This is a genomic window from Stenotrophomonas bentonitica (assembly GCF_002887735.1).
GTDB classification, from domain to species: domain Bacteria; phylum Pseudomonadota; class Gammaproteobacteria; order Xanthomonadales; family Xanthomonadaceae; genus Stenotrophomonas; species Stenotrophomonas bentonitica_A.
The window spans coordinates 234381-249517 of record NZ_PKQP01000001.1; the positions used below are offsets into that span (position 1 = coordinate 234381).

At 67.1% G+C, this 15137-nt stretch carries 5 protein-coding genes; 2 read left to right on the top strand and 3 right to left on the bottom strand.

The features are described 5' to 3' along the window. Positions 1 to 7: 7 nt before the first annotated feature. From C0R07_RS01085 to C0R07_RS01095, 3 genes are read right to left on the bottom strand one after another with little or no spacing between them, the layout of a single operon-like run. Entirely contained in the window at positions 8 to 415 is a 408-nt protein-coding gene (locus C0R07_RS01085) for a hypothetical protein (RefSeq protein WP_019182850.1), read from the bottom strand. Further along, entirely contained in the window at positions 412 to 9267 is an 8856-nt protein-coding gene (locus C0R07_RS01090; RefSeq protein ID WP_102788030.1) for a hemagglutinin repeat-containing protein, read from the bottom strand. Before C0R07_RS01090 ends, C0R07_RS01085 begins: the two co-directional genes overlap by 4 nt. Before the next feature lie 55 nt (positions 9268 to 9322). Further along, on the bottom strand, positions 9323 to 11071 hold the full coding sequence (locus C0R07_RS01095; protein WP_254427752.1) for a ShlB/FhaC/HecB family hemolysin secretion/activation protein: 1749 nt from the start codon (positions 11069 to 11071) through the stop codon (positions 9323 to 9325). A 468-nt stretch (positions 11072 to 11539) separates the two neighbouring features. On the opposite strand from C0R07_RS01095, the gene C0R07_RS01100 reads away from it, so the two are divergent. Beyond that, positions 11540 to 12757 carry a CynX/NimT family MFS transporter gene (locus C0R07_RS01100; RefSeq protein WP_390330486.1) on the top strand — a complete coding sequence of 406 codons (1218 nt, stop codon included), beginning with the start codon at positions 11540 to 11542 and terminating at the stop codon, positions 12755 to 12757. A 345-nt stretch (positions 12758 to 13102) separates the two neighbouring features. Beyond that, entirely contained in the window at positions 13103 to 15136 is a 2034-nt protein-coding gene (gene pgaA / locus C0R07_RS01105; protein WP_102788031.1) for a poly-beta-1,6 N-acetyl-D-glucosamine export porin PgaA, read from the top strand. The last annotated feature ends 1 nt before the right edge of the window (position 15137 follow it).

Genomic DNA, 15137 nt, shown 5'->3' on the forward strand with positions numbered 1-15137 from the left:
ACCGCACTCAGTCCACCGGGAACCCACCAGGCACGAACTCGAATCCTTTCCCGGTCATGCACGCATCACTCAGCTGACTCAGCCGCGTACCAATTTCCTTGCGCCGCTTTTTCTGCGCAGCGGTACGATCAGCGTGCCAGATCTTGGTAATCACCGAGCTCTCCTTCAGCAGCCCGGCGTACTCTTCATTGTTCCGCAATTCCTGACTGCATTGCTGCCGAGCCTGGTCCGCGTCGGCTTTGCTGGCACCTGCCTTACGCCAATGCTGTTTGGTGGGCATGACGCGAACGGAACCGGCCGGAACGGGTCCAATGTCCGTTGTGGCCACCCGGCCCGGCGCCGCAGGTGCCGTGGCACATCCGGCAACAGTGATAAGCGCGGCCGCCGCCAGCATCGAGGTGTACTTCCTGATCATCGTTTTTCAGCCTCACGTTTGGGGACCTGCCTGACAGGTTGATTGATCTTACCGATGCCCCACACCTTGTCCGTGATGGACCGCAGCTCCGTACCGTCCGCGGGCAGGTAACCCACGTAGGCACTGTGCGACCCCGGGAAGCTGCCCTGATTCTTCTCGGAGGTCGCCGGGTTTCCGCCAAGAATGACGCGCCAGCTGCCTACGATGTCCGTCGGATGAGTGTTCTGCCATACCTCTCCCCTGGCGTCACCAATCAACCCGACCAACCCCAGCGCTTGCTGTGCATTGGCTGCAGCCCCGTTGTAGAGGATGTAGCCGATGGGGAACATCTTCTGGTCGTCGCCTCGAAGCTGCAACATCGCATTGGTGAAGGTCATGCTGCCGCGGCTGTGATTGACGGCATTGAACTCCCATCCCTCCTCCCTGGCACGCTCCAACAGCGCAATGTTGGCCTGCGATGCGGCCGTCACAGGCAGCATGACGCCCGTAAGGCTGCCCAGGATGCCATTGGCTTTGTCGTACATCGCATACAGCCCTTCGGCCACCTTGTTGCCGGTGTAAGGGTTCAGGATGTAATACACCCCGGACGCGTTGGCTTCATTGGTGTTCTGCTTCGCGCCTGTGGCAAGCGCGTAGGGCTCAGCGTTGAAAATGCCGTTGTTGAAGATGTACAGCTTGCCGTCAATGGCCTGGACATCCTCCAACGCCAGTTCGGTCTGACGGCAGTTGGTCCCGCCCGCTTCACAGGTCTGCAGGACAATGCGACTTTGCTCCGTCGCTGCTTTATGCACCAGATCCGTCGTCCAGGCAGTGCCTTGGCGGAAGGCTTCGCCGGTGATCGCGTGCTCCGCAGCGGCACGCTCTTCGAGACGCTCAAGATCCATCAGCGCGGCAGATTGATGGGCGTTCAGCGTGTCGCGATTCAGCCCGGCCACCTGTTCTTCTGCCCCCTTGCCAGTCAGCGCGCGCTGGAGCTCATCATCCGTGATCAACACAGCGCCATCGCTGATCGCCGCACGGGTTGTCCCCTGCGAGCCGTCACTGGCGTCGCCATGGATCAGCTTGTTGCCGATGATCGTCTTGGTGGCGCCGTACAAGCCGGAGAAGGTTTCATCGGTGACACCGATTCCGCCGCTACTGGCCTTCGCGCTCGAAGCGTTCTCTATGTCGCTGACAACCAGTGCAGCTGTCTGAAGTCGATTCCTGCCGGCATCAATTGCTGCATCGCTGGAGCTGATTGCACCACCGACAAGCTGTGTCGTCCCATCCACATTGATCTGGAAGCCGCCGTCCCCCGCACGAATGGCCGACTGCTCGGTGACACTGGCAAATTCACTGTCGCTCTTCTGGTTGAGCATGTAGGCACTGCCACTGAAACCCGCACCGAAAGTGACGCTGCCCCCGACGGTTCTGTCCTTGCTGTGGAAGCTGTGGGTATCCTGCAGACTCTCCACCGCCAGGTTGCCACCGACGTTCATTGCCACCTGCTCACCTGAAACTACCGCGCCACGCAGCGTGGTGTCGCCGCCCGATTCGATGACCAACGACTCTCCTGCAGTCAGGTGCGTCGTGTTCCAGTAGACGTCCTCGCCCTTGCCGCTGCCCCGCGAAGCACTGGCATTGGCCGTGATGCCGGCACTGGCACCGCCCGAGCCCACAGCGATGGCCACGCCTACGCCGCCACTGGCGCTGCTGCTCTTGCGCTCCATCTCGATCACGTCACGGGACGCAAGAAGCGCGACGTCTCCGTCCGCCTTGAGGCGGATGTTGCCGTCTGCCGTTACGTCACTGCCCTGAATCGTGATATCCGACGCGTTGCCAGCGCCCGTGGCACTGATCCGGACGTCGCCGCCGGCCCGGATCGATGACGCTGCCGCCGTGTCGCTCTGCGTTGTCGTCCGGCTGTCGCTCTTGCTGGCCCCCACGGTGATGGAAATGTTCAACCCGCCAGCCGCGCCTGGATCCGCGCCGACCGCATCGACGCCTTCCTTCACCGCACCCGCTGCTGTCGCAGCACCCATCGCCTGCTTACGCCAGTCAGAGGTCTTGCTGGTCGCACTTGCCATGTTGCCGGCGGTCTGCAGTGCAGTGATCACCGGCGCAGTGACCGCAACAGTGAGACCGGCCTGCCTGAACTTGCTCTCCTGCGCCGTCGTCTGCGTTTCGCGGGCCTCCAGAATCGCGACCTCACGCGCGTGGATGTCCACATCGCCCTCCGGCGCGAGGACGTCACTGCCAATCTGGCGATACGCCCCGCCCGCCAGCAGCACGACATCGCCTGCGAGCGAGCCGACGGTCGACCCCGCCGCGGTGTTGCGCGTGGCCTTGTTGTCGTCGCTCTGCATCTGCGTGCCGGCCGTGATCGCAGCGCCACCGTTGTAGATCAGGCCACTCTGCTCCTTCTTCTTGAAGTGGCTTTCCGTCGCCGATTCGCGAGCGGCCTGGATCACCAGATCCTGGTCGGCGGCAATCGTGGTGCCGACATCGGAGATCACATCGCTGCCGGTGATGGTGACGTTGCGTCCTTGGATGGCCACTGTGTTCCCGCCAACCGTGCTGCCCTGGGCAACGGTTTCATCGAGGCTGTCGCGGGTGGTGCGGGTCGTGGTGTTGAGCAGGCCGCTATGCCGGTGCTTTCGACCCTCGCTCCAGTTGTAACTGTCTTCGGACACCCCGATGTTGAGGTTGCCGCTCGCCACCGCGACCAGGGCACCCTCGGCGCTGTTGACCGTCGCTGCCTGCAACTCCATGTCCCGACCTGCCTGCAGCTGGACATCGCCGACAGTCCGGACATTGGTACCAACGCCACGGCTGTACCCGCTGCGCAGATAATTGTCGGCATTGCGCACGTTGTTCTCCTGCCGCGCCTCCCGTACGGTGCCCAGTGACAGGTCGCGACCGGCGGCGATCACCGTTTGCCCACCGGAGCCCGCGTTGACGATCTCGGCTCCGTCAAGACGAACATCACGCACCGCGCTCGCCAGCAGCGTGCCACCAGCCTCACTCACGAACAACCCGGCCACGCGGTCGATGTTGGTCCTGCTGAAGTCGCTCAACCCCGCGGTGTTCTGACCGCTGCGGGTGGTGGTGACCAGGTTCAGATCACGGCCGGCGCTGGCGACCAGCACGCTGCGCGCATCGATCAGGCCGCCTAGGTTGTCCAGATCGGTACGCGCGTTGGCACTGACCGTGTCACCGCTGATGCGGCCGTCCAGGTTGCGCAGGTTCTGCGCGTCGATCTTCACCGCGGTGCGGCCAGCGATGGTGCCACTGTTGACCAGATCGCCGCGCAGGTTCAGCTCCACCGAGCGGCCGGCCAGCAGCGTGCCGGTGCCGTCGATATCGCCGGGTCGCACGCGAACATACACCTGCGGGACCAGCGCGGTGGTGGTGCTGCCATCGGCCAGGGTGACGCGCTGCTCGACCAGCCAGACGATGTCGCTGGTGAGCTGGGCCATCTGTGCCGGGGTCAGCGCCACGCCGGGGCGCAGGCCCCATGCGTCGGCGATGGTGGCCGCATTGTCGAGCAGCGCGCGGTATTGCGCTTCATCGTCGGCATAGCCATCCAGGAAGCGGCGGCCGGTGAGCTGGGCGACCTGATCGCGGACCAGCTTCTGTTCGTAGAACCCATCGCCCAACCGCTTCTGCACGTTGGCCGGGTCCACGCCCATCTTCTGCAGCAGGTACTCCGAACCGAGCCAGTTGCGGTAATCGGCAAAACGCGGATCGGTTTCGACCAGGTATTGGCCGGCATTCGGCCCGCTCTGGAACAGGCTGCTCTGCGGCAGTTCGGCCTCCACGCCGATGGTGCGGATCACGGTCGGCTGGTTGCCCGCCGCGCCCTGCGCACCGGTGCCCGCCGTGCTGCCGGGACCGGCCAGCGAGGCCACGCTGGCGCTGACTTCGGTCACCTGGCGCTGCCCACCCACGGCACCGGCACCGGCCGCACCCCCGACCTGCCCACCGACGGAACCGGTGCTGACCCCGCCCACCTGGTAGCCGCTGCCACCGTCGCGGGTGTGCTCGGCCGTCCGGGTCACGCCCAGATTGATGGTGCGCACTTCATCGGCCGGGCGATAGGCGATCTTCCGGTCCCACTTGCGCTCGTGATAGCGCTTGAAACCACCGCGCCAGCGACTGTAGGTGTATTGGCTGGTGCCTTCCTCGTGCACCCGGTACTCGCCGAATGCGTCGATGTTGCGGAGGTTGCCAAGATCGCCCAGCAACGCGCCGCCGGCCAGGATCTGGCTCTTGTCGTTGATCAGCTCATCGCCACGCAGCGTCATGTTGCCGCCGGAAATGATGCGACCCGGCGCGCTGGAGGTGACCTGGGTTTCGTACTCGGTGTGGGTGACGTCGTACTGGGTCCAGTCCTTGACGTCGCCGTTGCCGTTCTTCCACCAGTACTTGCCGGCACGGCTCCAGCTGGACCAGGTGAACTCGCTGGCATCATGCATGCCGGGCGTGCCCTTGGGCTGGATGTACAGCTTCTTGGTCGGGCCCACCACCATCACTTCAGTGGTGGCGAAATGCTCGTTGCTGTTGAGCAGGCGCGTGGCATCGATACTCAAGCCACCCAGCGACTCGATGGTCGCGCTGGCGTTGTGCACCGAGCCGGCGCGACCGACTGCATGGCCCTGCGCATCCAGCGCACCGCCGATGTTGAGTGCATTGTCGCCACCGCCGGCACTGAAGATCAGCGCCTGCTCGCGGTTGACCACGGTGCCGGCGCCGATGTCCAGGCGCTCACGCGCAGCAATGGTGGCTGCGCGGGTGACGCCCTCCAGCGTTTCATCACTGTTGACCAGGGTCGTGGCACCGATCGACAGGCGGTCGCCATAGATGCGGCCGGTGCCAACGTTGAGGATCACATCGGCATCGATGCGGGTATCCACACCGTCGATGAGCCCGCGGTTGCCGAGCACGCCATCGGCGCGCACCTGGGTGCGGATGCCGCTGATCTCGCCGCTGGCGAGGTTGTCGATCTGGCGTGCGTGCAGCGCCAGATCACCGGCCTGCACCTTGCCCGCGTTGGTCCACAGCCCCTGCGTGGAGACCGTGGCCTTGCCATTGGCGGTGATCTGGCCATCGTTGCGGTAATCCTGCTGCAGGGCCAGCACCAGATCGCCCTGCGACAACACCCGGCCGGTGCCATTGAGTGCGTTGGCATGCAGCGCCTGGTTGCCCGCCGACAGCAGCGTGCCATCGGCGTTGCCGACCTGGCCGGCGCGCACGTCCAGACTGCCCGCCGAGGACACCAGCCCCTGCTGGTTGAACAGTGCATCGCCGGCCTGCAGTGCGATGCGCTGGTCGGCGGCGATCATGCCGGTGCTGTTGTCGATCTGCGCGGCGGCGAGATCCACGCTGCCGCCCTGCAGGCCGAGTGCAGTGCTGCCGCCAGCGGTGGCGCGGTTGTCGATGCGCGCGGCATGGGCGACCAGATCGCCACCGGCCACGGCCAGGCCGGCCTGGTTGACCAGCTCACCGCTCAAATCCAGCGTCAGATTCTCGCTCGCCTGCAGGCGGCCGCCGCTGTTATCCACGCGCTGCGCCTGCAGCAGCAGTGAGGCCCCGCTGCCGACCTGCCCGCCGCTGCGGTTGTCCAGCGTGGCCAGCCGCGCGTCCAGCGCCGTCTGCGCCTGGACAAGGCCGGCACGATTGTCCAGCTCACCGGCACGCAGGGTCAGCCCGGCACCGCTGACGATGCCACCGCGCGCGCCCGCGTCGGTATTGCCCAGCTGCTGGCCGTGGGTATCGATGCGCATCGCCGCACTGGACTGCAGCAGGCCAGCGCGGTTCTCCAGCGCACCACTGCGGGCATCCAGCGTGCCGGCGGTGGCGGCGATGATGCCCTCACTGTTGTCCACGCTGCCAAGGCCGGTGTCCAGTGCAAGGGATGCACCGGCCAGGGTGCCGCGCACGTTGGCCAGTCCCTGGCTGGCGACCGAAAGCGCACGTTCGGCCTGGATCACACCGGCGGTGTTGTCGATATCGCTCGCGCTGTCGAGCGTGACATCGCCCTCGATGGACGCCAGCGTGCCGGCGTCACGGTTGACGATGCGGCCGGCCTGCACCTGCAGCGTTTCCTTGGCGGCGAGGATGCCGGCGCTGTTGTCGAGGGTGTGGGCGACCGCCACGTCCAGCGTATCGCCCGCGTTGACGGTGCCGCCGCGGTTGTCGAGGCTGCCGGCGCGCAGCTGCTGCGCACCGCCGGAGGCGACCAGGCCGCCCTGGCGATTGTCGAGCAGGCCGTCCACGCCCAGCTGCAATGCACGGTCGCCGGCCGCCTGGACCGTGCCGGCCTGGTTGTCCAGCTGGCCAGCCCGAAGGCTCAGATCACCGGCGCTGGCCAGCGTCCCGCGCTGGTTGTCGATCGCGCCGCTCACCTGCAGCGTGGAGGCCGCCTCACCTGCCGCCAGCAGTTTGCCGTCGCGGTTGGCCAGGCTCCCGGCCTGTACGGCGAGCGCACCGTTACCGATGATCTGGCCGTTGTCGTTGAGCAGCGCGTTGGTCACCCGCAGGGCCAGCGCGTCGGTGCCGGTGGCGATCAGTTCGCCACGACGGTTGTCCAGCTGCCCGGCATCGATCGCCATGCGCACCGCCGAGGTGATGCCATCGGAGACATCAATCCCCAGCCCCTGCAGTTGCAGCGCGCCATTGCTCAGCAGTTTGCCGCCCGCTCCGGCCAGCGTTGTGGCGTTGATATCCAAACGGCCGCCGCCGGCCTGCTGCACCTGGCCGCCCGCGTTGCGCAGCAAGGCGGTATCGATGGCCAGATCGCCGTTGCTGGCGAGCGTGCCGCCGTCGTTGTCCAGTGCACTCGTCGCCCCGATACGGTTGCCCTCGCTGCCCGTTGCCAGCAGCTGGCCGCCACGGTTGTCGAGCGTATCGACCTGGACGTCGAGCGTGCCGGCCTGCAGTTCCGCCTGGCGGTGATCGACCGTCCCTGCGCGCAGGGTGAGCGTGCCGGCCGTGGCGATCTCGCCGCGCTGGCCGTCCAGCATACCGGTGGTGAGCTGCAGGCCGTCGCTGCCGGCGTGCATCAGCTTGCCATCGGTGTTCACCAGCACCGCGCTGGTCAGTGCCAGCGAGGCAGCGTTGCTGGCGAGACTGCCGCCGGTGTTGTCGAACGTGCCCGCCACCTGCAGCTGCGCAGGTGCGCTGCCGCTGTGAGCGATCGTGCCGCTGCGGTTGGACAGCTGCGCGGTGCGCGCATCCAGCGCGCCGCCGACGTTCATGACGCCGGCGTCGTTGTTCAGCGCCTGGCCCTGCACAAGCAGGTCGCGCCCCGTGGTCAGCTCGCCCTGCCGGTTGGACAGGCCGCCCCCCTCCACGGCCAGATCGCGCACCCCGAGGCGACCGCCGTCGTTGTCCACGTGGCCCGCGCGCAGATCGATATCACCCCCGGCAAGGACCGCGCCGGCATCGTTGTCGAGCACGCCGGCAATCATCACGCGGCCCTGTGCGAGCGGCGCGGTGGCCGGCGGTGTCGAGCCCGGGGTGCTGCCATCGGTGCCACCGTTTCCGTTGCCGGTTCCCGTGCCCGGGCTGCCCGTGCCGTCGCCATCGCCCGGTGAGGTCGGCGTCGTACCGTCCTGCCGGGCCAGTGCGCCGATGCTGCCCTTGTCACGGTTCTGCAGGCGCCCGCTCTGCACCGCCAGGGCCTGCACGCCAGCCTGTTCGATGCTGCCGCCGCGGTTGACCAGCGACGCCGCCTCCAGGTCCAGACGGGTACCATTGAGCTGGCCACCCGTGTTGTCCAGATCCTGACCGGTGCGCAGGTTCAGTTCACGCCCGGCACTGACCAGCCCTTCGTTGCGCACACCGCCGCTGGCAGCGATACGCGTATCGTCGCGCGCCTGCAGTTTGCCGGTGTTTTCCAGCCGGCCATCGACAGTCACGACCAGTTCGCCGGTCTGCGCCCCGAGGTTGCCCGCGTTGCGCACGCCCACGCCGTGCTCGGTGCCCATCAGCAGGATCTTGTTGGCGTACATGCCGCCCAGCTGGGCCACATCGAGCGCGTACTGCGGCGCATTGCCTTCGGCGGCCTGCGCCTGCACGCGGCCCAGATCGGCGCTCACCGTGTTCGCGCCGGTGGTGACCTGCAGCTGCTGCGCCCACAGGCCCGCATTGAGCTGCACCGAGCGTGCGATCAGATCGGTGTAGTCGACCCGGCTGGCATCCATGCCGGCACCGAAGATGTGGATCGCTCCGCCCTGCACGCGGTATCCCTCCAGCGCGCCGCCATTGAACATCGGGGTGCCGGTGGTGAGGGTGATGCGGTTGGCGTTGATGAAGCCGCAGCCATCGCAATCGATGCCGGCCGGGTTGGCGATCACCACCTGCGCGCGGTCGCCGGCCACTTCCACATAGCCGCGCAGCTGGCTCGGGTTGGCGCCATTGACCTCGTTGAGGATCACCCGTGCGGTGCCGCCGGCCAACCACGGATTGCCCTGCACCCAGCCACCGAGCTGCGACTGGGTATTGCCGCGTGAGTTGTTGAGGATGGCGCCCTGCTGGTCGACATCGAAGCGCTGGTAGGTGTTGCGCGAAACACCGGCAGCACTCGGCGTCTGGATATTGATCTGCGGCGTGCCGTTGGCGGTTTCCAGCACGGTCGGTCGCTGGTTCCCGGGGGCATTCGGGTCCGCGACCACCTGCGCCGCCGCCAGGCCGGTTACGCCTACCCAGCCCAGCATCACCCACAGCGCGAACGCCATCGGGCGCAGTGCCGCCGTGCGATCGCCATCCTGCCCGGTACCGGCGCCGCCGGGGCGCGGGGTGATCTCCGCAGCGACCTGCCAGAGCATGAGGGCGTGGTTGAACACGAGGCGGTACAGATGCTTGTTCATGACAATTCCTTTGTATGCGTGCGGTCGGTGCGGCGCGAACGCGCCCGCACTGAAATCAGAACGACCAGCTCAGGGTGAATCCGGTGACGGTGTAGGCGTTCTGGAAACCAGAGGGCTTCTTCAGCGGGGCGCCGACGAAGCCGTCCCAGTACAGGCCGCGATACGACCCACGCAGGCCGATCACGCTGCCCGCCAGGTCATTGCCTACCTGCCATTGCGTGGCGCTGCCGCCGACATGGCCGTAATCGGCGCCGACGTAGAATTCCTGCCCGCCGCCCAGGGCCAGGCCGATGTCGTTGCGGATCAACCAGCCGCGCTCGCCCATCAGCGACATCTCGCCATCGAAGCCGCGCACGGTGTAGCGGCCGCCGATCGCGAAGCGGTCCTGCGGCACCAGCCCGCCACGGTTCCATTGCGCTCGCCAGCTGCCGGTGTAGCGCAGGCGCTGCTGGCCGAGCTGGAACGGGAGGCTGAGCTGTGCGTCGGCGAAGTAGATCTTCGGGTGCGAGGTGGCTTCACCGAACAGCTCCTCGGGCGCTGCGATCGAGCCGAAGGCCCCGGTGCCACGGCGGAAGCCGACAGTGCCATCGAGCGTGGCCTGGCCGATGAAGTGACGGTGGTTCAGGCCGAGCTCCCAGCCGCCCATGCGCCGGCGCTGGACCAGGATTTCGGTGTCGTCGATGAAGTTGCGCGAGTCGCGCTCCCAGGCACGCAGGTACATGCTGGTCTTGCTGCTCGCGTTGCGGAACAGCAGGCGCGTAGCCCGCACTTCGGCGTTGTAGCTCTCGCCGCTGTAGAGATACGACTGCTGGTTGCCGGCCACGGTCTGCTCGTACTCGTAGCCGCTGCGCGTGGCGCCGAACAGCCAGTAGCCGACCGGCACGGAGTAGTGGAAGGTGAAGCCCTTGGTGCCGCGCTTGCCGCCGCTGAACACGTCATGGTTCAGGTTGACGTAGAACAGGTCGTTCTGGCGCAGCGCGTGGTCCAGCGACATCGTCGCACCGGCCTGGGTCTTGCCGGTGGCCTTGCTGCCGGAATCGTCCAGGCTGAGGTTGAAGCGGACCAGCCGTTGCTGCGACCACTGCACCACCAGGTCGCTCTGGCCAGGTGCGGCGTCGGCGCCTTCGGCCGGGCTGATCTGGATGTCGGCCTCGGCGGTCGGCACGCGCTTGAAATTCTCCAGCCCCTGTTCGATATCGCGCAGGTTGAGCAGGTCGCCACTGCGTGCCGGGATCGCGTTCCACAGGGTGGCGTCGCGATGGGTGCCCTCTGCGAAACGGATCTGGCGGAGCGTGCCGGGCACCGCGGTCAGTGCCAGCGTGCCGGTGGTGAGGTCCTGCGGCTGGGCCAACACGCGCGTGGTGACGTAGCCGCGCTCGACGATCGCGTTCTGTACCCGCGACATCACCACGTTGATGCCGGCGGTGCCCAGGCAGCGGCCGAGCGCCGGATCGCCTTTGACGTTGGCTGCGGGCAACGCCCACTGGAAACGGTCGGCCTGCTCGCCTTCCAGGGTGATCCGGTTGATCACGAAGCAGGGTGCTTCGTCCTGGGGCAGCCGCTCCGGTGCGGCCACCGGTGCGTCCTGAAGACGTGCATCGGGCCGGGTTTCAAGCTGCTCGCGCAGGGCGCGTTCGCGCTCCTGCTGGCGAAGCAGCTCCTGATCGGGGGCGGGCAGCTGCTGGGCACTGGCCGGCAGATAGACCAGGGCCAGCGCGGCCGCCAGCGGGGCCAGAAGGAGGGTGCGCCGGGAAGCGCCATGGGAACCGGCGCGAGCCGGGGTGGGTAGTACGGTGTTTGGCATGCAGGATCTCGAACGTGGGCTGGCACGAACCATCGTTCGCTATAGACCGCCCCTATGGAGGCCCGCCAATTTAAGAGCTATTCGCGACATGAGAACCGTCAAAAACCCCACCCACCCCGTAAGAGAACTACCCGCTCGCTTGTAGGGATTTTCCTAAATAGTCATTTTTTTGACGCAGCGCACATGGAAGGGGACCGCGTGGCCCTTGTTGTGAAGGCGTTTTCACACGTAGCGCCCCGCACTGCGCGCGGCGCGGCATCGTGCCCGCGGCCGGGCCTGTCGCGTCGGCACGGCATCACCTCGCCCCACCCTGCGCGACCTGTCGGGATCGAACCCGTACAATGCCCAGTCCTGGCCCTGCTTACGGCAGCGGCCCAGTCCCCTACCCCGCAGCTGCCGGCCACTGGCCGGTCTCTGCCGTTGCACCCGCGCGCCGGCATGGCCGCGGTGCGCCACCTGTCAGGAAACATGCTGATGACTCACCCCACCCCACCGTCCCAGTCCCTGCTGCACGGGCGCCTTCTTGCATTCGCCGCGATCCTGCTGGCCGCGTTGAACCTGCGCACCGCGGTCACCTCACTGACCCCGCTGCTGGATGTGCTCGGCCAGACCTTCGGCTTCGGCACCACCATGACCGGCGTGCTTGGCATGCTGCCGACCGCAGCGTTCGCCCTGTTCGGCGTGACCACCCCGGCAGTGGCGCGTCGCCTGGGCCTGGAACGGACCGCCCTGCTGGCCATGAGCCTGGCCACCGTAGGGCTGCTGCTGCGGTCGATGGCCGGCGGCGTGGGCAGCCTGCTGTTCGGCTCGGTGGTGGCGCTGGCCGGCATGGGCATCGGCAACGTGGTGGTACCGCCGCTGGTGAAGCGCTACTTCGCCAACCGCGTGGGCACCATGAGCACGCTCTACATCACCGTGTTGCAGATCGGCACGATGATGCCGGCCCTGCTGGCGGTCCCGGTCGCGCAGCAGGCGGGCTGGCGTGTGTCGCTGGGCATCTGGGCGCTGATGTCGCTGGCCGCGGCGCTGCCGTGGCTGATGCTCTCGCGTGCACGGCCGCACCCGGACACGATCAGCGCGGCCAACGATCCGTCCAGCGCGCCGCACGGCAAGGTCTGGAAAACCCCGCTGGCCTGGGGCATGACGCTGATGTTCGGCATGACCTCGCTGATGACGTACTCGATGTTCACCTGGCTGCCGCGGATCGTGGTCGAAGCCGGTGCGACGCCGGCCTTCGGCGGCATCATGGTGGCCATCTTCGCGGCCTGCGGCCTGCTGCCGTCGCTGACCATGCCGGCCCTGGCCGTGCGCCTGCGCAACCCGTTCGGGCTGGTGCTGATCGGCTTCAGCGCGTTCCTGATCGCCTTCGCCGGCCTGTTGTTCGCGCCGATGAAGGCCCCGTGGCTGTGGGCGGTGCTGCTCGGCATCGGGCCGTCCACCTTCCCGCTGGCGCTGACCCTGATCAACCTGCGTACCCGCACGCCCGCCGGCTCTGCCGCGTTGTCCGGCTTCATGCAGGGCGTGGGCTATGCCTTCAGCTGCCTGGGCCCGTTCCTGTTCGGCTGGCTGCACGCGGTCAGCGGCGGCTGGCACCTGCCGTTCGGCTTCCTGGTCCTGTGCGCGGTGGTGCTGTTGTGCGCCTCGTGGGTCGCCTGCAAACCGCAGAAGCTCGAAGACCAGTGGTAGGCGCCCCGGCGCGTCCATCTACACGCGTTGTGCGCAACTGCTGACGTAGCGTGTCGCTAACTGACCCGGTGGGCTGCACCGGGCAGCGTTCGGAGTCTCTGGCGTCGCCAGCCGGCTGAACAGCTTCATCGCGATGGAGTGCGCCGTCCTTGGTTGCGACATGGCCTGAATCTGCAGCGATTCAATGACTTGCCCCTCCCCTCCGGGTTCCACCCGGGGGCTGATGGGTCGTACCCGCGTCTTAACGATTTGGCAACAACTGCGCAGTCAGGCACGATTGGCATGTGATGTGCGTCACACTTTTGACGCAACACACCTTTGAAAGGATGCTCCAAGGGGGGTTCCATGTACGACCATCGGCCGCTGGCGCTCTGCGTCGGCCTGGCATGCGCGACACTCGCTTTTTCCGCTCCGGCGGCTGCAGCCACTGCGCGGGACAACGCATTGGCCGAGATCGGCCAGTTCCGGGACCATGCCCAATGGCTGGATGCACTGGCGGCGATCGAGCGGGCACTGGTGCAGTCGCCCGACGACGCATTGCTGTATCGCCTGCAGGTGCTGACCTTGGCGGACATCGGCAACGCGCACCGCGCCTGGCAGCTGTACCTGGCGCGACCGGACCTGTTCGATGCCGCCCAGAAAGAACGGCTGGAAGGCAATTACCTGGCCAAACTCGTGGGCTGGAGCCTGGCCTACGGCCCCAGCGAGGACACCCGCCTGGATGAAGCCGATGCGGCCCTGGTGCAGATGCAGCAGTACCTCGAGCGCGACGGCACCACCGTGCAGCAGGCCCCGCTGAGAATCCGCTACGACCGCCTGATCCTGCTCAACCGGCTGGGCCGCCATGCACAGGTACGCGATGAGTACCGCAGCCTGCTCGCCGAGGGGCACCCCGTTCCCAATTACCTGCTGGCCGCCGTTGGCGATTCGCTGATGGCCACCCAGCATCCCGCCGAGGCGATCCCGGTACTGGAAGCGGCGCTCAAGGCCGATCCGTCGCTGCCGCAGGCGCGGTCGGAACTGGCCTACGCCTATCTGGAAGACGAGCAGGCTGATACCGCCATCGCCCTGCTGAAGAAGTGGCAGGCCGATGAGCCTGCCTGGCGCTGGGCAAACGGTGCCAAAGCGCCGTATGCGAACTGGCCGCGCTACGAGGCCGATCTCAACCTGGCCATGGTGCGCGCTTACAGCGGCGATCTGCCCACCGCCCAACATGACCTGGAGAAGATGGTCGAGATCGGGCCGGGCAACACCGGCACGCAGTCCTCGCTGGGCAACATCTACCTGATGCGCGGCTGGCCACGCCGGGCGCTGGAGCGCTACAGCATGGCCAACACGCTGGACCCGCGTGACGTCCCGGCGCGGCTGGGCCAGTACGACGCCTACGTGCAGATCCAGCGCGATGACCTGGCGCGCCCCCTCCACGACACCCTGCTTGCCGCCTACCCCAACCAGCCTTCCGTGCAGCGCATGGACCGCAGCTGGCGTGCGCATCGCGGCTGGCAATGGCATGCCTACGCCGAAGGCGGCCGCAGCTCCGGCGGTGGCGGAGCCTCACCGCTGGGCAACGACGACGGCCGTTACGGCGTGGAAGTGCAGTCGCCGGTCCTGGACGACCGCTGGCGACTGGTCGCCTTCGCCGACCGGCGCAGCGTGGATTTCCAGGACCAGACCATCGACCCGCTGCGGGTCGGCGTGGGCACGCGCTATCGCTACGGGCGCGCCGATGCCGAAGCCTTCGTCAACCGCGCCAATGACCACATCGGCGATACCGGCCTCAGCGCCGGGTTCGGCTGGCAGTTCAGCGATCAATGGCATGCCGGCATCACGGCCGCACGCAACGATCCGGATGCCTCGATGCAGGCACGTGTCTCGGGCATCACCGCCGACAGCATCGCCCTGGCGGCGGACTATCGTCGCGATGAACGTACCCACTGGAGCCTGGGCGCCAGCCAGTTCCGTTACGACGACGGCAACCGCCGCGATACCGTCAGCACCGCCATCGAACAACGCCTGATGACCCGGCCGACCGTGTTCGTGGATGGCCTGGGCAGCCTGTACGCCAGCCGCGGCAGCCGCGACGACGTGCCCTACTTCAACCCATCCGAGGACCACTCGGTGGAGATCGGGCTGCGCGTGGACCAACAACTGTGGCGTCACTACGAACGCCACTTCCGCCATCGCCTGACGGTCTCGGTGGGGCAGTACTGGCAGCAGGGCTATGGCAGCGCGATCGTGCCTTCGGCCGAGTACCGCCACGAGTGGCAGCTCGGCGAAGGCCGCATTTTCGAGTACGGCATCCGCTGGTCGCGACCGGTCTATGACGGACAGCGTGAACGACATATCGGCCTGGATGCCGGCCTGCGGTGGGGAGAATGAC